Here is an 18,939-nt window from a genome sequence, read left to right as displayed (position 1 = left end):
CATACAAATATAATAACTGTACTCTTCAAGAGAAGGCGCTTGCGTTAGCGGCCTCCAGTCTTTCTATCTAACGAATTGAATTAACGAATGTTAAATAACAAATTTACCCCAGTGGCCTCTGGGTTGTTAACCTTTGCCTGTTTTTCCACCGCCGTCACGGCTCATGCTGAAGATACCGTCATCGTTTCGGCGCCAGCCACGTCACAATCCTCGTTATCGGAACATGAACCTCCGGCGAGCGAAAAAAAAGTCACGTTAGGTAGCCTCGGCGAGCGAGAGTTGATAGACGTTCCCTGGTCGGTGCAGACGTTGTCGAAAAAAGTGCTGGATCAGCAACAAATCAAAGATGTGAAAGACGCCTATCGCTACCTACCGTCCGTTCAGGGTGACGGCGTCCGCCCACAAACCCGCGGCATGCAGGGGAGCGTGGTACAAAACCATATGATTGATGGCCTGAACGCCGTCTCCACGACGGAATATTCGACCGAACAGTTCCAGAACATTGAGGTGTTGAGCGGCATCGCTGGATCGCTGTATGGCCCTGCTAATCCAGCAGGGATGTTTAATTTGGTGTCTAAACGACCTGTCGATACACCGTTGCATCGTGTCACAGTAGGGCAAGGTACAGGGTCGGGAACGTTGGCATCGATGGATTTCAGCGGCCCAATCGATGCGGGAGACCGGGTGAAATATCGCCTCAACTTGCTGAACGATGAGGGCCATAGCTACACCACCGATAGCCATGTCCGTCGACAGTACGCTGGCTTGGGGCTGGACTTTCAACTGACAGATCAAACGGTGCTGGAGAGTAATTTCAGCTATTACCATTATTACGAAAAAGGCATGCCGGGTAGCTTTGCCCTGGCGAAAGGCGTTCACTTTCCCGCGGCATTTGATCCTATGGACAGTAAATATGGTCAATCTTATGCAGGTCATGATGACGAAACGACTACCGTCGATATGCATATTAAGCATGATTTTGACGGCAACTGGATGCTGGACCTGGGGGCGCTGCACCAGGTTGCAGACCGCGAGTCGACGGCCGTGACCAACACCCTGACGGATAACCGGGGCGATTACACCACTACAACCTCTAATTCGGCGGCCAGTCGGTTTACCATCAACAGTTATTTAGCGAACCTGACCGGTAGCATTGATACCGGCTGGCTGACCCAGGATATTGCTACCGGAATGCGTGGATTTGTGTGGAAAAACTATAATCCAAGAAACGGCGGCACTTTCACTCTGGGGCATTCTTCCCTCGATCAACATCCCGACTATCCACGACCACCGTATCCAGATTTTAACGATCGCTATCATTCAGCGACCACCACTCAACATGCATTTTTGCTCAGCGATACGCTGCATTTTTCCCCGCAGTGGAGTTTGCTGCTTTCCGGCAGTGAGAACCTGTTTACCGTCAGTAACTACAACAAAGCTGGACATGAAAGCAGCCATCAGCAGGACAATGGCATGAGCGGTTCTACCAGCCTGATGTATAAACCGGTGGAGAACGTCACGCTGTATACCACCTGGGCGGACAGTTTGCAGCAGGGCGATACCGCGCCCGCCGGGGCGCGCAATGCCGGGCAGGTGTTAGATCCCTACCGTAGCCATCAACTGGAGGTGGGCGCAAAATATGCGCCAGTAAAAGATCTGCTGCTTACCGCTGCGCTTTTTGAAGCCAAACGCCCCTTTGCCTATACCAACGACAATGGCGATTTTGCTCAGGATGGTACGCAGAAAAACCGTGGGCTGGAACTGATGGCTGATGGGCATATCACCCGTAATTTGCGCGTGTTAGGCGGCGGAGCCTGGCTTGATCCAACGCTTCATAATACCGCGGCCAGCAATGCGGATGGTAAGCAAGTTGTTGGTTTGCCGCGCTTCGCCTCGAATATCCTCGCAATCTACACCATCGAACGGGTTCCGGGACTGGATATCGACACGAACGTGCATTACGTCGGACGTCGGGCTACCGATAATGCCAACGACAGCTGGGTCGGGAGTTACACCACGGTGGACATCGGTACGCGTTATGCCACCAGACTGTGGAACACACCAACCACTTTCCGGTTTGATATCACCAATCTCACCGACCGTCACTATTGGACCAATATTGTTCCGGGCGCATTGACTGGTTACACGGGCGCAGGGGCTGCCAGCGCTCAACTTGGCGCACCGCGCCAGGCTCAGTTTTCTGTTCAGGTTGATTTTTAGGGGTTGCTTATGAAAACGTGCCACACATGGCTGCTTTGTGTGTGGCTGGCGTTTCCTGCCCTGGCAACACGCCAGGTTGTGGATGATGCTGGTCACACAGTTACCGTTCCCGCGCATGTTGAACGTATCGCGGATGGCTGGTTTGCCCATCATTCGGTGCTGATGACGCTGGGTGCTGGTCGTAACATTGTTGCGACGGTCAACCATGAGGAAAACCAGCCATGGATGTTCAAAATCAATCCTTCTCTGAGACAAGCCTTACATATACGAGGAACATCATTTAATAGTGAGGATTTGTTGGCCCGGCACGTCGACGTGGTGTTTGTGGCAAAAGGAAAAGGGGATGCTCAAAGCTACAGTCAGGCGGGTATTCCGGCCCTTGAAATGGCATTTACTGACTATGCTTCGATGGAAAAATCGGTCACTACGACCGCAGAGGTTCTGGGTACCGAGCAGGCTCGCGTCCGTGCAACGGCTTACAATCAGTATCTCAACCGTGTACTCGCGGATGTGCAGGCTAAAACTGCGGAGCTGGCGGAAAATCAGCGCCCTCGGGTACTTCATATTCAATCGCTAAATCCGCTTAAAGTCGACGGCAGGAACACGTTGATCGATACCTGGATTACGCTGGCGGGTGGACGGAATGCGGCAGGTGAAGTTGACGGCAACATGAAAGAGGTGTCGCCCGAGAGGGTGCTCTACTGGCAACCGCAGGTCATTATTCTAGGTGCGGGGTGTGGTGATATTGCCAGTTCGCCATACGCAGCATTGTTCAAAGAACTTAACGCAGTGAAACAGGGTGACGTCTGGCGCAATCCGGCGGGCGTGTTCCCCTGGGATCGCTACGGCACTGAAAGCGCGTTGCAGCTACAGTGGGCTGCATCGAAACTGCATCCGGCATTGTTTAGCGGCCTGGATATGGTCAGCGTAACGCGAGATTTTTATCGCCAGTTCTTCGATTATTCGCTCACTCAGGAGCAGGCGATGCGAGTTTTAAACGCGTTACCCCCACAGGAGTAGCGCTCGCGTATAAAGACAGGCGTGATAAGGATTGCACGCCATTTTTACCCCTCTGAAATGTGGGGTTTGGTGCGCTCATGATGAAAATGGTTTGCCAGGCCTCTCGTTATATAATTTAATGCATATCGTTTTTACTCCTCTATTCAGATGGTATCCCATGTTAACTTTCCGCTCTTTTGTGCTGGTTTGCGCCAGCATGTTGTTTGCGTTTTCTGCTCAGGCCGACCGAACGATCACCGATCAGCTTGGTCGACAGGTCACGATTCCTGACCATGTGGACAAAGTGGTCGTGCTGCAACACCAGACGTTGAATATTCTGGTCCAGCTCAATGCCCGGCAGGACATTGTTGGTGTGATGTCGAGCTGGAAAAAGCAGCTCGGGCCTGAATTTGCGCGCTTTATGCCGACGATTACTACATTGCCGACGCCGGGCGATCTCACCAGTGTGAACATCGAAAGCCTGTTGGCGATTCATCCGCAGGTGGTTTTTGTCGCCAACTATGCGCCCGCGGAAATGATCCAGCAGATTCAGAACGCCGGTATTCCGGTCGTGGCTATCTCATTACGCAAGGATGCCACCGGGCAACAGAATAAAATGAACCCGACCATGGCCGATGAAGAGCAGGTCTACAACGAAGGGTTGAAGCAGGGTATTCGCCTGATTGCGGACGTGGTTGGGCGCAAACCGCAGGCCGAAACGTTAATCGACTACGTTTTTGCCGCGCGGTCAAAATTCAATGCGCCGGTTGCAAAAATCCCGGATGCGCAAAAAGTCCGTATTTATATGGCTAACCCCGACCTGATGACTTACGGCTCCGGGAAGTACACGGGACTGATGATGCAGCACGCGGGGGGATTAAATGTGGCGGCTGCCAGTGTGAAAGGTGCCCGTCAGGTTGCGCTGGAGCAGGTATTAGCGTGGAACCCGCAGGTGATTTTTGTCCAGGATCGCTATCCGCAGGTGGTAACTGAGATCCAAAACGATCCGAACTGGCAGGGGATTGATGCGGTGAAAAATCATCGCGTCTGGTTGATGCCTGAATATGCCAAAGCCTGGGGCTATCCGATGCCGGAAGCGTTGGCGATCGGTGAACTTTGGATGGCCAAAAAACTGTATCCGGATGCCTATAAAAACGTAGACGTTGATGCGCAGGCCCAGGACTACTATCAACGTTTTTATCGTGTGAACTGGCAGCCTGATGCAGCTAAGTAACTGTATTTTGCCCCAGCAACCGCTCTTAATCGTTGTGGTCCTGTTGCTGGGCGTCAGTTCGCTATGCCTCGGACAGTATCCGCTGTCGTTAAGCGAAGTGTTTTACCACCTGACGCACTATAGCGACGCTGAGGGAATAGGCAGCCAGGTTATCTGGACGGTCAGGCTACCGCGTATTCTGATGGCACTGCTGGCGGGGGGCGCGCTTGGGTTATGCGGCGCGACGCTGCAAGGGGTATTTCATAACCCTCTGGTCGACCCGCATATTATCGGCGTGACGTCGGGGGCGGCCTTTGGTGGAACACTGGCCATCCTGCTCGGTCTTTCGCCCTGGCTGATGATGGGATCAACGTTTTTCTTTGGTCTGACAGCGTTGATCCTGGTGTATGCCATTGCTGCGTTACAGGGGCTGGAGAATACGCTGGTATTGATCCTGTCGGGCATCATTTTGAGCGGTTTTTTTGCCGCGCTGGTGAGCCTGATCCAGTATCAGGCTGATACCGAAGAGACGTTACCTAATATTGTGTTCTGGCTACTGGGCAGCTTCGCGACGGCCAACTGGCATAAAGTGCTGCTGTTGACGGTCCCGGTCGGTATCGCCGCGACGATTTTGTACCAGCTACGCTGGAGGATAAACCTGTTGTCGCTCAATGACAAAGATGCCAGAGCACTGGGTGTGGCGGTGGTTCCTCTGCGACGCAGCGTTTTGGTGTGCTGCGCATTTTTGGTCGCTGCTCAGGTGGCGGTCAGCGGCAGTATTGCCTGGGTTGGATTAGTGATTCCGCATCTGGCGCGTTTGCTGGTGGGGGTTGATCATCGTCGTTTACTACCGTGCGCCTTCTGGTTGGGGGGCGGATTTATGATTGTGGTGGACGATATTGCTCGCACCCTGATGCACGCGGAGATCCCGTTGGGGATTATTACCGCATTGTTCGGCGCGCCGTTGTTTGCTTTCTTACTCATTCGTACCAGTCGTCGGGAGAAATCATGATACCTGCCGCACTGCGTGTAAATCAGCTTACTTATGGGTATCGTACGCCGCTATTTGAGCCGCTAACGTTCTGTTGCCAGAAAGGTGAGATCTGGGCCGTGCTGGGACGCAACGGCCTGGGTAAAAGTACACTGCTCGATACGTTAACCGGCACGCTGCCTGCTTTAGGCGGGAATATTGAAAATAACGGTGGGATAGGGATTGTGGCACAGCATAGCCATCTGCCGTTTCCGTACACGGTCAGCGACGTGGTGTTGATGGGGCGAGCACAGCACGTGAAGCTGTTTGCGCAACCCAGTCCGCAGGATCAAAAAAGAGCAATGCAGGCGTTAGAGCAGTTGAATATCGCGCATCTCGCCTCCAGCTCATTTGGCTCACTTTCCGGCGGGCAGCAACAGTTGGTGATGATTGCCCGGGCTCTGGTGACGGAGTGTCAAACGCTGTTACTGGATGAACCGTGTTCCGCGCTGGATCTCGCCAATCAGCAGGTGGTGCTGCAGCTCATCAGCGATCTGGCCCATCAACAGGGATGCAGTATTCTCTTTTCGACTCACGATCCGCTTCATGCGTTACAGGTTGCTTCCCATACTTTGCTGCTACTCCCTGAAGGAAAATGGCGGGCAGGGCCCACGAACAGCATTGTGACGGAGGAGAATTTATTCCTGGCCTATGGCTTAACGCTGAGAAAACTCAGCGTGGAGAACTACCAGACGCCGTTTATCGCACCGTTGTTTTCTATTCGTCGTTAAGCGTTAAGAATCCTGCGGCGCTAAGAAATTCCTGCCCGCTGCGGGTGAGTATGAATTCAACCAGCGCCATGACTTCATTGGAAGCATCAAGCACCGCCAGTTGGTATTCGCAGCGAATATTGTGCTCATCGGGAATAGCCACGTAATGTACGTCGGGCATTGCGCGCAGCGCGTGTGCGTAATGCGCGTAACCGATAAACAGATCGGCCAGTCCCTGGCGCAGGATCCAGGCGCTCGCCAGTTCTCCTTGCGGGATTTTTACCGTATCACGACCACCCACCAGCGGGATTGCGCGCGTCCGAAGCTGTTGCCCGAGTCCTGGTTCCAGTACATCCATATTGTCGAAAAATGCCCAGGTATAGTCTCCGGAAGGGTCGCAGCCGGGCGTTGATGTACCAGGTCGCAGCGTTGGGTCGCGGAGTAAATCCAGCCAGACACCGGTTCGGTTGCTGACAAGGCTCAGTTTGTTCCAGCAAAAAGTGTGCGTAGAGACGGCTATATTACGTGCTAACAGGTTTTGCGGATGTTCCCTGTTGGCCGAGGCAAAGAGCGCACACGGTTCTCCCGCTTCAATACGTTCACGCAATAAACCGGCCGGACCATATTCAACCTTAACGTCTATTCCACTCATGCGCGTGAACTGGCTTATCAGTGGCGTAAATGCAGGGCGCAAACTGCCTGCGGCTAACAGGAAGATGGAAGAGGGCATGGTATCCGATCTCTGGCGAATGACATTATGCGAAGAAGATGAATGATACGCGTTGAGCATGGAATTTAGAATGATTTAGCGCAGTGCTATTGAATCATCAAAGGAAATGATAAAACTGACGTATACAAACTGAAGATAAAAAAATAGTTTTGAAGTGAAATAGCACCAAATCAAAGGGATATGATTTGGTGCGTCCGAGTGGACTCGAACCACCGACCCCCACCATGTCAAGGTGGTGCTCTAACCAACTGAGCTACGGACGCAAAATGGTGCGTTCAATTGGACTCGAACCAACGACCCCCACCATGTCAAGGTGGTGCTCTAACCAACTGAGCTATGAACGCAACGTTGTAGGTGACAACGGGGACGAATATTAGCGGCACAGACCGAATGAGGCAAGAGGGAAATAGCATTTTTCTTCCTGATCTCACGCGATTGCAGAGTAATTAAGCAAGTTGATTATATTTTGTTGATTTTGCAGCGTGTTTTTTATTCAGGCAGCGAACTGGGGCATACCAGGGTCGGTTCGAATTACAGAGGCGCTCAGACTTTAAGCGCTGTAAGGATAGTGGTTTCTATTTTCTCTGGGGTAGTGAAGGGGGCAAATCGCTTGAGCGGCTTGCCGTCACGCCCGATCAGGAACTTAGTAAAATTCCACTTGATCCGACTACCCAGCACGCCAGGTAATTCGTCTTTCAGGTAACGAAATACCGGGTGCGTAGCGGCACCGTTGACTTCCACTTTCTCAAACATCGGGAAGCTCACACCGTAGTTGATGTGACAGGTTTGCGCGATTTCGTCGGCTCCACCGGGCTCCTGGCTACCGAACTGGTTGCAGGGAAAACCAAGCACCACCAGACCCTGCGCGGCGTACTTCTTGTAGAGCGCTTCGAGGCCTGCATATTGTGGAGTGAAACCACAATGGCTGGCGGTATTAACCACCAGAACCAGTTTGCCAGCGTAGTCAGTCATACAGATGGGCTGGCCATGCAAACTGGTGGCAGTCAGTTGATGAAAGGGGGCCATGCCAGAATCCTCAAATAAGATAGCATTACTCATGTTGCCCGCGAGTGACAGGCTTAGCTGCGTATCTATTTATTATGATCGCAACTGCAGGATTAATAAACTTGCCATTGGTGCAGGGCAAAAATAGAAATTCTCTGCGGTTCGGTTATGGACATTCCATAATTTATATTAACCAACCTGACGAGCGTTCCATTCGTCGCGCGTGATTTCCCAAAGTTCAGAATCCAGCAAACCGCTGACATACTCTTTCTTTTCCGTCTTGATAAGCCGCATGCCGCTACTGTCTGAAATACGTTTGGAACGGATATTGAGAGAGGCTTTCGGCGCACGCAATACCGTCTTATTTAACGTATTAAACCAGTAATCCGTAGCGACATTACTGGCCTCACGCATAAAACCCTGCCCCTGATATTCCGGAGCTAACCAAAATCCACGGTTATTATCCTCAACGTCATAAAGGCAAATTAAACCTATGAGAGCGTCAGGGGCCTCACGGAGTCTGATAGTCCAGATCCACGCAATCCCTTTATCCATATCAGGCAGGGCAACGTTATTGACGTAATTCTCCGCACCGTTATCAGGATAGGGCCAGGGTACTGAGGAGACCATATAACGAACTATCTCCCAGCGGGGATAAAGCACCTGAATCTGCGAGGCATCTTTGGCTTCTAATGGTTTTAACAGCAAGCGTTCCGTATGGAGTATTGGTATTTTCATATGCACTTTTCCTACTCGATCAAGATAAGAGGATCAATGTGGGGAGGATTTTGAAAAAATATTAATAACCAGAACCCCAGCACAAATAAGAAGCATACCTGCGATCGCCGGAAAATCTAGCTTTTGCCCACTTACCAACCAGCCCAAAAGACTGATTAATACGATTCCAGCACCTGACCAAATTGCGTATGCAATACCCGTTGGAATGGTCGACAGAGTTTGGGAGAGAAGATAAAAGGCTGTGCAGTAGCACACAATAGTCGCTACAGATGGCCATAGGCGTGTGAATCCGTCAGAGAACTTCATCAGGGTTGTACCTATGACTTCAGCTATGATGGCCCCGGCAAGGAAAATGTATGAATTCAAAATCTGACCTCATGTGACAATTTAAAGCTAATATCGTATCACAAAGGGGTGGGTGAGTTTGAACACAGGAGTTATCCGCGCAAGACCTCGAAGCTGCCGTACTGAACTCATAGCAATTAGATTTCCGTTGGTGAGTTCTCCTGCCAAGAGCAAAAGAAAACTCCGGCTGATAATGCGATGGACATATCCATACAACGCAGATCTGTTTGGGCAAGTCTTGATGGGGATGTCGTTATCCTTGATAAACATAAAACCATGCTTTTCGTAGAAAGTTTGCGCGTTTGGTGTTGAGGTCAAGGTTAACTGTTTCAGCCCTCTTTTAATCGCCTCATTACATTTATAGATTTATCATGAAACGGTTTCATTTCAACATCGTTGTTTTACAAAAGAGGGAAGTCCATTACTGGCACGGAGTTGACAAGTTACCATTATGAGCAGTGAGCAGATAATCGACTCTTGATGAGTCGATTATTCAATGCAAACGGGGCATAGTAATTCATTCAGTACAGGATTATGCAGCTCAATCAATCGACACAAAATAATTGTGAGGTCACAAATATGACGCCTACATTGCAAGGATCTCTTGTCACGCTCCGTCCTCTGCTTGAGACAGATGCTCAGCTATTGATTGATGCGGCAGCGGATGGGGAACTCTGGTCCCTGCCATTTACGGTGATTCCGTCTGCTGATACCGCAGATTTGTATATTCAGAAAGCCCTCAAGGGGCAGATCGAAGGCACAGTCATGCCGTTTGCTGTAACGCTTTCGTCCGATCAACGTGTCATTGGATCAACACGTTTCTGGAAGATTGATAGAGAAAACCGAAAGCTCGAAATTGGTCACACCTGGTATTCACAAAGCTGGCAAAAAACAGCTGCAAATACCGAGAGTAAACTGTTATTGCTGCGGTACGCCTTTGAGAAACTGAAGTGTGTTCGCGTTCAGTTTACGACTGATGTATTGAATGAGCGCTCGCAGGCTGCCATTCTCCGTATTGGTGCGATCCAGGAAAGCATCATCAGAAATGAACGAATTATGCCTGATGGTCGAAAACGTACTTCCATACGGTACAGCATAATTGATGATGAGTGGCCGCAGGTTCGGACCAACCTTGAGCACCGCCTTTCCAGTTACAGGAAAGAGAAATAACTCGAGGTTTTGCGGACAGAAGGTCTGCTGTGAGCGAGGAGCGGTCGTTACCGACACCAGCCGATTTTCATTAATGTAGCACTTCAAATTGGTAGATAACTTGAACCAGGTTCGACTTCGTCACTACATATGGAAAATAAAGTGTTGATGTATAATTATTTTTTCTTATGTTAATTCATTCTAACCTGAGCTCCAGAAATCATTCTTAACGACGAAAGGCCATACAATGAATATCGAAGCATTTGCTTTTGGCACCACCAACTGGGGTGAAGTCGAAAAAACAGAACATCCTGGGGAAACAGGCATAGCCTACTGGCGCACACAATTTTTTGGCCACAAGCCGAACCAAATCCGTGTGCGAATGGTTGAATATACCCCAGGCTACCTTGCGGATCATTGGTGCAGTAAAGGTCATGTCCTTTTATGCCTGGAGGGAGAACTCGAAACACTGCTCGCAGATGGCCGCAAATTCACTTTAACTGCGGGGATGAGTTATCAGGTTGGTGATAACGCAGAACCACATCAGTCCAGAACGGAGACAGGAGCAAAACTCTTTATTGTGGACTGACGGATTCGTCGTTGTTGCGTTTGCGATGTCCGCTCCTGGCACTGAGCAGTCGTATGAGGAGGTACTGTTTTTCACGTGAAATTTGAATAGTTGAAGGCCATAAGTACAGATGATGAGAGGCTTGAATAACCTTTGTGGTTTTGGAGTAGTTTTACCCCACTTGAGGCGTGATTTTGGGGGCATCTTTAGGAGCAGGGACATAAAAAGGGACACATTAATAGCTGCTATAACCCGCTATTAACTGTCCCAGTAATTGTTTATCATAATGATTTATATGTTTTTTTTGAGTTTTGAAATGATTGTATTTTGTTAATTTTGCAGAATGCTATTTACTCAGGCTGTGCGCCGGGCGAGTCGCACCTGATTGTTAAACTGCGTGATGTTTTGCATTCCTACGTGCTGGAGTCACTTAAATAATTACACAGCAACTTCCATAAGTAATGAGCAGCCGGTGTAAAACGATGATCGGAGCTACGCAATACATGCCACTGACACTCTCTGGCAATATGATGATCAATCGGTATTGCCGTCAATTCCCCAGGATAAGAATTAGCATTAGCAGTTTGTTCTGTCATAAAAGCAATCCCCAGTCCCGCACGGCACAGGGCTATTGCGCTGGTAAACAAATTACAGCAGTAGGATGGCCTGAACATAATCGCTTCATCGCGAAACATCGCAGTGAGATATCGCTGAAGCCCAAAATTGTCATGCATAGCAATCAGGCGATGCCGGGAAAGTTCCTGAAGCGTTACTTTCTTTAAATCAGAAATAACATGATCCTTCCTGACAATGGCACAAATGGCTCCCCGGTTATAGCTATACCGTTTAAGTGCCGGTTGCCCAACTGGACCAAATCCTACGGCCATATCCACTTCACCTCTTGCAATGAGTTCCATCGATGTTTCCATGTTGCCAGAGGTGATATCGACAAACACATTCGGGTAGATTTGGGCAAAATCGCTCACGACGTGGGTAATGATTTCATGGACCATCCCTTGCCCAACGCGCAGCGTAACTGTCCCTCCACGCATATGGCGCATATCGCTGAGTTGCCGCTCAAGTTCATTGCGTTTTTGTTGAGTAATGGCGTAGTCATCAGCCAGTAATCTTCCCGCCTCGGTGAGGACAACGTTACGTCCTCTTTTCTCCAACAATGGCAGCTGTATTGTTCTTTCCAGAAGAGAGATTTGGCGACTGACAACCGAAGGGTTAAAGCCAAGGATGTCGGCGGCTCTGCGGATCCCACCGTACAATCCGACCATATATAGATAACGGATCGCTTTTTCTGGATAGGTGCTCAATGTCATGTTTTTGCCATTATTGTTGACCTGAAGGCAACAATAATAGCATAGGAGCCTGATTCTTTTTCAACCGGGATTCATTACATACTAATGCTAAATACCTATACGGAGAGTGTGGCAATGAAGAGCGTTGTTAATTACTTACAGAAACATACTGACCTTATCATGGAAGATATCAGCGATTTGGTACTGGCTGAGTCTCCTTCAACGGATAAAGCTGCTGTTGACCACTGTGGTGAGGTTTTAAAAGCTATTTTCGAAAAGCGTCTGGGTATACAGGCTGAAACTGAAAAACAGACACATTACGGTAACCAGTTAAAATTTGTTCTGGGAAAAGAGGGCCCGCAAACCACAATTTTGGGGCATTTTGATACGGTCTGGGATAAAGGGGTACTCTCACTTCGCGAAGAAGAGGGGAAATGGTATGGCCCGGGGATCCTCGATATGAAAGCCGGGATGATTCAGTCTATCTGGGCAGTTCGTGCGTTAAAAGAGAGCGGGCAGCTCGGCGGTAAGCGCATTGTTTTCCTGTGCAATAGTGATGAAGAACTCGGAAGTCCAAGTTCGAAGGAATGGATTATCCGTAATGCTACAGGATCTGAGCAAGTTTTGGTTGTTGAACCGGCGACAACTCATGGTGATTTAAAAATTGCCCGTAAAGGCACTGGTCGCTACCGCATTGCTATCACAGGTCTTGCTGCGCATGCAGGCAATAATCCTGGTGAGGGGGTTAGTGCTATTGAGGAAATGGCTTTTCAGATCCTCAAATTGCGAGAGTTGAATGATCCTGAGCGCGGTACCACTGTTAACGTTGGTATTGTACGGGGTGGCAGTAGGGTCAATGTCGTCGCGGATTATGCCGAATTAGAAATTGATACCAGAGTGGAAAATCAGTCAGAAGCTGCACGGATCCATGATGCTATCACCCGTTTGACACCTCATTTGCAGGGTAGCCAACTCAGGATTGAAGGAGGGCAAACTCGCCCACCGATGGAACGTTCTTCAGCTTCCGAACAGCTATTTGAAAAAGCGCAAAAGATTGCGGAAATACTGGGCATTACGATTACCGCGAAATCGGCTGGAGGTGGTAGTGATGGCAACTTCACCGCGGCGTTAGGTATTCCTACATTAGATGGCCTTGGTGCGACAGGAGCCGGTATCCATGCGCTCCATGAGCATATATTACCCGAAAATATCGTTACCAGAACCGCACTGGTTGCTGGAATGATGCTTAACGATATTAATTCTGATGATGGAGCATAATTTTAGCTAAATACATCATACACACTCAACGACATATTGTTTGTTATCCTCATGTAACCACTGTGGCTATATGGATTATTAATATCTTGACGAATAAATAACAGGACATATCCATGAGTGCTTTTATTATTGCGATAGTTATTACTGTCGTTGCGGCTTGGTTAATTATCAAGAATTACCAGCCGCAAACTATTTTGCTGTTAGCAGGGCTTTCCTTGTTAACAATTACAGCCATTTTCTACCCTGAAAAAAGTATCTTATATGGAAATGCAAAATCCACAGGGTCTGTCTGGATTGATATATTTGCTTTTGTAAAAGGTTCATTATCAACGCAGGTAGCAGGGATCGGTTTGATTATTATGGCGGCCGGTGGTTTCGCCAGCTATATGGATCATATTAAAGCTTCAAAGGCCATGGTTGACGTCTGCATTAGGCCGCTGGAGGCTTTAAAAGCACCTTACCTGATCCTTGCCATCGGCTACATTTTTGCGCAATTGCTCCATGTTGCCATCTCCAGTGCTGCGGGCCTTGCAATGTTATTGCTGGTGACATTTTTCCCGGTCTTGGTTCGACTTGGGGTAAGTAAGGCTGCTGCCGCGGCTATGATTGGCATGTGTGCCTTTATGGATCTTGGGCCGGCCGTTGGCACCGCGAACTTAGCTGCTGAATATGCTGGCATGGAAACAGCACTGTATTTTGCTCATTATCAGATGCCGGTAGCTGCGGCGGTGATGGTTGTCGTTTCTATATTAATCTATTTTACGGCGAAATATTTTGACAAAAAAGATGGACATGTTGTTGCGTCACAATGTGCTGTGCAACCCGAGATTGCTGAAAAAGATGACGTGCCAGCACCTAAGTTCTACGGGTTATTGCCCATTTTTCCTGTCGTTCTGGTATTGGTGTTCAGTCCGTTGGTTGTTGATACCATTAAAGTAGATGTCGTGACTGCAATGGTTATCGGAACTATTGTCGCCTTTATTTTTGAGCTATGTGTAAAACGAAACTTTAAAGAGTGCTGCAAGGGAGTACAAGTCTTCTTTAAAGGTATGGGGAGTATGTTTACCAGTATCGTTTCATTACTGGTATGCGCCGAAATTTTCGCACAGGGATTACAAAAAATTGGTGCAGTGGATTATTTACTCGATGCGACACATAACGCTGGCTTTGGTTTCACCAGCATGACGATTGTAATGGCATGTTTGGTCGGGGTAACGGCCGTACTGACAGGATCGGGGGTTGCAGCCTTCTTTTCATTTGCCGGTATGGCGCAGTCTATTGCAACAAAGTTTGGTATGAACGCCGTACATATGCTTCTGCCAATGCAACTGATGGCTGGGATGGGACGCGCAATGTCGCCTGTTGCCGGTATTATTATTGCCGTCAGTAAATCGGGTGAGTGTTCCCCATTTATGATCGTGCGCAGAACGGTCATTCCGGCACTTGGTGGAATCATAACTATGCTAATCGCTAATACGCTAATTTCCAGTATGTAAGAGTAACTGAATACGGAAGGTTTTTATCTGGATGAACACTATGTTAAATGAAAATGTAGATAATTTGCTCTATATTCCTTACTCAGGTTCTGTTCTACTCGAATCTCCTCTTCTTAATAAAGGAAGTGGTTTTAGCGTAGAGGAACGAGTGATATTCAATCTGGAAGGGTTGCTACCCAATGCAGTTGAAACAATTGAAGAGCAATCCCATCGAGCATATCGCCAGTTTAGCGATTTTAAGTCTGCTATTGCACAGCATATCTACCTTAGGAACATTCAGGACACTAACGAAACACTATTCTATTATCTGGTGAATAAACATTTAGCAGAAATGCTACCTATTATTTATACACCTGTTGTTGGCCATGCATGCGAACATTTTTCTGATATTTACCGTAGGGCCAGAGGGTTATTTATCGCATGGCCGGATCGCCATAAAATCGATGATATATTGCACAATGCCACGAAACAGCATATTCGTGTCATCGTCGTCACCGATGGTGAACGGATCCTGGGACTTGGGGATCAAGGTATTGGCGGCATGGGGATTCCAATCGGCAAACTGTCTTTGTATACCGTCTGCGGTGGTATAAATCCGGCAAATACATTACCCATTCTGCTGGATGTTGGAACCAATAATTCTCAACTGCTAAATGATCCTCTTTATATGGGATGGCGTCACCCAAGAATTACCGGGGAAGAATATATTGAGTTTGTGGATATGTTCATAAACGCGGTTAAACGTCGATGGCCTGAGGTCCTACTGCAATTCGAGGATTTTGCTCAGCAAACGGCACTTCCTCTTCTGGAGCGATACAGAGATGAGATGTGCTGTTTTAATGACGACATCCAGGGAACTGCTGCCGTCGCGCTAGGATGTTTAATGGCGGCAAGCTCAGTCTCCGGTCGTTCATTATGCGAGCAAACAGTTGTATTTCTGGGGGCCGGATCGGCTGGTTGCGGTATTGCGGAGCATATTATTCAGCAGATGATCGCTGAAGGCTTGTCTGAAGTGGAAGCTCGCGCCAGAATTTTTATGGTGGATCGGTTCGGATTGTTGATTGATGACCAGGCAAACCTTCCACCTTTTCAGCGACAACTGTCACAGCCTCGAACGATCGTCGAAAGCTGGGGTGTGGAAAGCGAAAAAATGACGCTGATGGATGTTGTTTGTCACGCGCATCCTACGGTGTTGATAGGTGTTACCGGCCAACCAGGCTTGTTTAGCGAAGCTATTATTAGGGAAATGTACAAGTACTGTAAGCTCCCAATAATCATGCCGTTATCCAACCCAACTTCACGGGTTGAGGCGAGGCCGGAAGATATTATTGAATGGACAGAGGGAAACGCCATTGTTGCAACGGGAAGTCCATTTAATCCCGTAACTTACAAAGGAAAGGAGTATCCCGTTGCACAATGTAATAATGTTTACATCTTCCCTGGTATTGGTCTAGGGTGTCTGGCAAGCCGCGCCACACGAATTACAGAAAATATGTTAATAACGGCAAGCCGAACGTTAGCCTCTTTTTCGCCAATGAAAAGCAATAAAGATTCTCCATTATTACCGGATATAAATAATATTCAGGAAGTAACAAAAGCTATTGCCTTTAGTGTTGGTATTGCAGCGCAACGCGATGGCGTAGCCATTCGTATACCGGAGGAATCATTACTCGGCAAAATTGACGAGATTTTTTGGCATCCGCAGTATCGTCAATACAGACGGACCTCATACTGACGCTAATCAACCCCCTCTCTGGAGGGGGATTGACGCCACTCATCGATAGGGAGGTTGGATTTTGGCACAATGCATCTTATTCTCAACGCAAGACACCCTTGCTGACCGATGGCGAAGGTCATGGGATATTAACCCGTAACTCAGGGAAGGCGGCAATGACAGATTATTGGTGGAAAGACCTGGTTGATCGTAATAACCAGTGGCAAGGGTTGGAACTGACCGTCAAAGAAAATCAAAGAACTGAGCCAGCGATGGAAATGCTCAGTGGCCATTTTGGACGCATGGTATTGCAGCTCGCCGGAGAGCCGTTATTCTGGGCTTCAATGCTTGAAGATCATTCCGGCGTTTGGCTGGTTTTTAATGCAGATCATCCACGGAGCCAGGAGATGTTACCTGCGGTAACTTCTGAAGATATTGAACGGATAAAAGCCAAAGGCGAGCAGATGTGGATCGGCGAATGGTGCCGGTATTTTGTTCGTCAGTTAATGAATGCGCCAACACCATTACTCTCACCGCAGCGTTGGTTGATAAGACCGATGTTACCGATTCAATGTTCATCGCGCTATTCCAGTCCCCAACCCGTTGCGTTAGAAAACTGGCGTTTCTCAGCGCCAGAAAGCACTGAAAATATTAACTGCCAGTGGACGCTGTACGGTGAAGATTTCCCAGATCTGACGCAGCCGGAAAACGTCAGATTGGTTGACTGGTGGTGGGGCGGTTATTTGCTGCGGGGGCGTTATGCCATTCAACCCAATACGGGGAGATTAAAATGGTGGCGTAAAAAATGCCGAGAGGGGACGTTGCCGCCGATACTGGTCTGGTATATCGCCGGATTAGGATCTTATGTGATCCTTGATGGGCATTATCGATTACAGGCGGCGATTGAAGAGCAGATCCCCCCTTTATTTCTGGTGTTGAGCGAGCTTAATGAAACGGAATATCCTGCCGATGCTGCCCATCAGGCGCGTATCGTTCAGTCGCTGGAAAAGCAGTTGGCTAACAACCCCAATTACAGTGTCAATGCGGTAAATCAGACGCTGATTAGTCTCTATGACAGACGATATCTTTACGCGTCAACGCATAGCCGCGCTACTCTCGGTGAGGGAACCCAATGGGCTACGGAGGTGGAACGTTATCTGCAAAAACATCATCTTGATGCGTATCGGGACAAGATTTTTCAGCGGGTTAAAGGAGATTGATTTTTACCCTAAATTTTTTCGATAAAACGCGAGCCAGCTTCTGATAACTCCCGGCGGTGGCATTCAGACGGGAGTCATCGTTACTTATCGCTCCTGTTGCAACTCGATATCAGAACACCGGCAAACCCAGTCCTTGCTTCACTTCTCTTAATGTCTGCTGCGTAATCTCGTGCGCCTGCTCGCTTCCTTTTTTGAGCATCGCCATCAGCATGCCTTTATCCTGAATGTAGGTTGCACGCCGCTCGCGCATTGGCGCGATGAGTTCTTGCAAGCACGCTTCCAGCTCGTTTTTGCATGTCCGGTCACCCAGTCCACCCCGTTGGTAATGCGTTTTCATTTCCGCCACTTTTGCTTTATCCGGATGAAAAGCATCGAGGTAAGTGAATACCATATTGCCGTCTATTTGCCCTGGGTCGGACACTTTCAGATGATTAGGGTCGGTGTACATTGCGCTAACCGCGCGGTGAATGGTTTCTTCGCTGGCTGACAGGAGCAATGTGTTACCAAGCGATTTTGACATTTTGGCATTTCCGTCGATCCCTGGAAGGCGGCTGGTTTCACTCAGCAGCGCTTTGCAGTGCGATAGGACGGGGGCCGGTAACAGGCTATTCATCTTATGCACTATCTCATTAGTCTGTTCAATCATTGGCAACTGATCGTCGCCGACGGGAACAACTTCGGCTTTGAAGGCCGTAATATCTGCCGCCTGACTGATGGGATAAACCAGAAAACCAACCGGTAACGAGCGGGCGAACCCTTTCTGCGCAATTTCGTTTTTGACCGTAGGATTACGCTCCACGCGAGCCACGGTGACGATGTTCATATAAAGCGCGGTTAACTCTGCGAGAGCAGGCAGTGCAGATTGCAGACAGATGGTGGTAACTGACGGGTCTATTCCTGCGGCAAGATAGTCGGCAAGTACTTCGGGAATATTGTTGCGGATCTTTTGCGGTGTGCTGCCGTTATCGGTTAACCCTTGTAGGTCAGCCACCAATATAAACTGCTGATAATCGTGTTGCAGCGTGGCGCGCTGGCGCAATGACCCCACATAATGGCCAAGATGCAGCGGGCCGGTGGGACGATCGCCTGTGAGGATGATGGTTTTATTGTTCATGTCAGACTCCTTAGTCATAAACCGAAAGGGGTCTCTAAATGCAAATAACCGCCTTTCGGCGGTTATTTAAAATGAGGAAAACACATTCTGACCGCCTTTAAGA

The 18,939-nt window shown here is 48.8% G+C and carries 17 protein-coding genes and 2 tRNA genes; 11 read left to right on the top strand and 8 right to left on the bottom strand.

Translation table 11 applies throughout. The annotated features are described in order from the left end of the window. The first annotated feature begins 87 nt into the window (after positions 1 to 87). The 5 genes from OGY17_RS12670 (at position 88) to OGY17_RS12650 (ending at position 6,193) form a co-directional block, all read left to right on the top strand. On the top strand, positions 88 to 2,220 hold the full coding sequence (locus tag OGY17_RS12670; protein WP_286607396.1) for a TonB-dependent receptor: 2,133 nt from the start codon (positions 88 to 90) through the stop codon (positions 2,218 to 2,220). A gap of 9 nt (positions 2,221 to 2,229) precedes the next feature. Continuing rightward, positions 2,230 to 3,240, top strand: a complete 1,011-nt coding sequence (locus tag OGY17_RS12665) for an ABC transporter substrate-binding protein (protein WP_286607394.1) — start codon at positions 2,230 to 2,232, stop codon at positions 3,238 to 3,240. A 157-nt stretch (positions 3,241 to 3,397) separates the two neighbouring features. Then, complete coding sequence (locus OGY17_RS12660) at positions 3,398 to 4,453, top strand: ABC transporter substrate-binding protein (protein ID WP_286607392.1); 1,056 nt, start codon at positions 3,398 to 3,400, stop codon at positions 4,451 to 4,453. Then, the gene (locus tag OGY17_RS12655) at positions 4,440 to 5,444 is read left to right on the top strand and encodes a FecCD family ABC transporter permease (RefSeq protein WP_286607390.1); all 1,005 of its coding nucleotides are present in this window, start codon (positions 4,440 to 4,442) and stop codon (positions 5,442 to 5,444) included. The genes OGY17_RS12660 and OGY17_RS12655 overlap by 14 nt, the downstream gene beginning before the upstream one ends. After that, a complete protein-coding gene (locus OGY17_RS12650; RefSeq protein WP_071446922.1) occupies positions 5,441 to 6,193 on the top strand; it encodes an ABC transporter ATP-binding protein in 753 nt (250 codons plus the stop codon). Before OGY17_RS12655 ends, OGY17_RS12650 begins: the two co-directional genes overlap by 4 nt. Here OGY17_RS12650 and OGY17_RS12645 read toward each other — a convergent pair. The 6 genes from OGY17_RS12645 to OGY17_RS12620 form a co-directional block, all read right to left on the bottom strand. Further along, positions 6,180 to 6,902: a substrate-binding domain-containing protein gene (locus OGY17_RS12645; protein ID WP_234102903.1), complete on the bottom strand. Its 723-nt coding sequence runs from the start codon at positions 6,900 to 6,902 to the stop codon at positions 6,180 to 6,182. The genes OGY17_RS12650 and OGY17_RS12645 overlap by 14 nt on opposite strands. Positions 6,903 to 7,088: 186 nt before the next feature. Beyond that, positions 7,089 to 7,165 (bottom strand) — tRNA-Val (locus OGY17_RS12640). 4 nt (positions 7,166 to 7,169) lie between these two features. Beyond that, positions 7,170 to 7,246, bottom strand: a tRNA-Val gene (locus OGY17_RS12635). A gap of 199 nt (positions 7,247 to 7,445) precedes the next feature. After that, a complete protein-coding gene (locus tag OGY17_RS12630) occupies positions 7,446 to 7,928 on the bottom strand; it encodes a glutathione peroxidase (RefSeq protein ID WP_167819880.1) in 483 nt (160 codons plus the stop codon). Positions 7,929 to 8,096: 168 nt separating this feature from the next. After that, positions 8,097 to 8,645, bottom strand: a complete 549-nt coding sequence (locus OGY17_RS12625) for a GNAT family N-acetyltransferase (protein ID WP_103285133.1) — start codon at positions 8,643 to 8,645, stop codon at positions 8,097 to 8,099. A gap of 33 nt (positions 8,646 to 8,678) precedes the next feature. Beyond that, the gene (locus OGY17_RS12620) at positions 8,679 to 9,011 is read right to left on the bottom strand and encodes an EmrE family multidrug efflux SMR transporter (RefSeq protein ID WP_137377854.1); all 333 of its coding nucleotides are present in this window, start codon (positions 9,009 to 9,011) and stop codon (positions 8,679 to 8,681) included. 558 nt (positions 9,012 to 9,569) lie between these two features. Between OGY17_RS12620 and OGY17_RS12615 the strand changes: the two genes are divergently transcribed. Together OGY17_RS12615 and OGY17_RS12610 are read left to right on the top strand one after the other, a co-directional pair. Next, a complete protein-coding gene (locus OGY17_RS12615; protein ID WP_286607386.1) occupies positions 9,570 to 10,160 on the top strand; it encodes a GNAT family N-acetyltransferase in 591 nt (196 codons plus the stop codon). 226 nt (positions 10,161 to 10,386) lie between these two features. Continuing rightward, positions 10,387 to 10,728 (top strand): DHCW motif cupin fold protein, encoded by a 342-nt coding sequence (locus OGY17_RS12610; RefSeq protein ID WP_048226653.1) that lies wholly within the window; start codon positions 10,387 to 10,389, stop codon positions 10,726 to 10,728. A 392-nt stretch (positions 10,729 to 11,120) separates the two neighbouring features. Here OGY17_RS12610 and OGY17_RS12605 read toward each other — a convergent pair whose 3' ends face one another. Beyond that, positions 11,121 to 12,035 carry a LysR family transcriptional regulator gene (locus tag OGY17_RS12605; protein ID WP_204191745.1) on the bottom strand — a complete coding sequence of 305 codons (915 nt, stop codon included), beginning with the start codon at positions 12,033 to 12,035 and terminating at the stop codon, positions 11,121 to 11,123. A gap of 114 nt (positions 12,036 to 12,149) precedes the next feature. On the opposite strand from OGY17_RS12605, the gene OGY17_RS12600 reads away from it, so the two are divergent. The 4 genes from OGY17_RS12600 to OGY17_RS12585 all read left to right on the top strand — a co-directional run bounded on the left by OGY17_RS12600 (position 12,150) and on the right by OGY17_RS12585 (position 17,722). Beyond that, positions 12,150 to 13,292 (top strand): M20 family metallopeptidase, encoded by a 1,143-nt coding sequence (locus OGY17_RS12600; RefSeq protein WP_286607383.1) that lies wholly within the window; start codon positions 12,150 to 12,152, stop codon positions 13,290 to 13,292. Between the two features lie 113 nt (positions 13,293 to 13,405). Further along, positions 13,406 to 14,788, top strand: coding sequence for a C4-dicarboxylate transporter DcuC (gene dcuC / locus OGY17_RS12595; RefSeq protein WP_204191744.1), 1,383 nt, complete (start codon positions 13,406 to 13,408; stop codon positions 14,786 to 14,788). A 40-nt stretch (positions 14,789 to 14,828) separates the two neighbouring features. Next, a complete protein-coding gene (locus OGY17_RS12590; RefSeq protein ID WP_286607381.1) occupies positions 14,829 to 16,523 on the top strand; it encodes an NAD-dependent malic enzyme in 1,695 nt (564 codons plus the stop codon). Positions 16,524 to 16,678: 155 nt separating this feature from the next. Further along, entirely contained in the window at positions 16,679 to 17,722 is a 1,044-nt protein-coding gene (locus tag OGY17_RS12585; RefSeq protein WP_286607379.1) for a ParB/Srx family N-terminal domain-containing protein, read from the top strand. A 109-nt stretch (positions 17,723 to 17,831) separates the two neighbouring features. Here the strand turns inward: OGY17_RS12585 and trpS are convergent, their stop codons facing one another. Further along, positions 17,832 to 18,836, bottom strand: a complete 1,005-nt coding sequence (gene trpS, locus OGY17_RS12580) for a tryptophan--tRNA ligase (protein ID WP_234102900.1) — start codon at positions 18,834 to 18,836, stop codon at positions 17,832 to 17,834. Positions 18,837 to 18,939 lie beyond the last annotated feature (103 nt).

It is taken from the genome of Citrobacter sp. Cpo126, assembly GCF_030332445.1.
Lineage (GTDB): Bacteria > Pseudomonadota > Gammaproteobacteria > Enterobacterales > Enterobacteriaceae > Citrobacter > Citrobacter portucalensis.
The sequence above is the reverse complement of the archived record's forward strand: the minus strand, read 5'-3'. Positions and strand labels throughout refer to the sequence as shown.

Coding starts and splice junctions, on each gene's coding strand:
- OGY17_RS12670 (WP_286607396.1), top strand. CDS start 88: ATGTTAAATAACAAATTTACCCCAGTGGCCTCTGGGTTGTTAACCTTT.
- OGY17_RS12665 (WP_286607394.1), top strand. CDS start 2,230: ATGAAAACGTGCCACACATGGCTGCTTTGTGTGTGGCTGGCGTTTCCT.
- OGY17_RS12660 (WP_286607392.1), top strand. CDS start 3,398: ATGTTAACTTTCCGCTCTTTTGTGCTGGTTTGCGCCAGCATGTTGTTT.
- OGY17_RS12655 (WP_286607390.1), top strand. CDS start 4,440: ATGCAGCTAAGTAACTGTATTTTGCCCCAGCAACCGCTCTTAATCGTT.
- OGY17_RS12650 (WP_071446922.1), top strand. CDS start 5,441: ATGATACCTGCCGCACTGCGTGTAAATCAGCTTACTTATGGGTATCGT.
- OGY17_RS12645 (WP_234102903.1), bottom strand. CDS start 6,902: ATGCCCTCTTCCATCTTCCTGTTAGCCGCAGGCAGTTTGCGCCCTGCA.
- OGY17_RS12630 (WP_167819880.1), bottom strand. CDS start 7,928: ATGGCCCCCTTTCATCAACTGACTGCCACCAGTTTGCATGGCCAGCCC.
- OGY17_RS12625 (WP_103285133.1), bottom strand. CDS start 8,645: ATGAAAATACCAATACTCCATACGGAACGCTTGCTGTTAAAACCATTA.
- OGY17_RS12615 (WP_286607386.1), top strand. CDS start 9,570: ATGACGCCTACATTGCAAGGATCTCTTGTCACGCTCCGTCCTCTGCTT.
- OGY17_RS12610 (WP_048226653.1), top strand. CDS start 10,387: ATGAATATCGAAGCATTTGCTTTTGGCACCACCAACTGGGGTGAAGTC.
- OGY17_RS12605 (WP_204191745.1), bottom strand. CDS start 12,035: ATGACATTGAGCACCTATCCAGAAAAAGCGATCCGTTATCTATATATG.
- OGY17_RS12600 (WP_286607383.1), top strand. CDS start 12,150: ATGAAGAGCGTTGTTAATTACTTACAGAAACATACTGACCTTATCATG.
- dcuC (WP_204191744.1), top strand. CDS start 13,406: ATGAGTGCTTTTATTATTGCGATAGTTATTACTGTCGTTGCGGCTTGG.
- OGY17_RS12590 (WP_286607381.1), top strand. CDS start 14,829: ATGTTAAATGAAAATGTAGATAATTTGCTCTATATTCCTTACTCAGGT.
- OGY17_RS12585 (WP_286607379.1), top strand. CDS start 16,679: ATGACAGATTATTGGTGGAAAGACCTGGTTGATCGTAATAACCAGTGG.
- trpS (WP_234102900.1), bottom strand. CDS start 18,836: ATGAACAATAAAACCATCATCCTCACAGGCGATCGTCCCACCGGCCCG.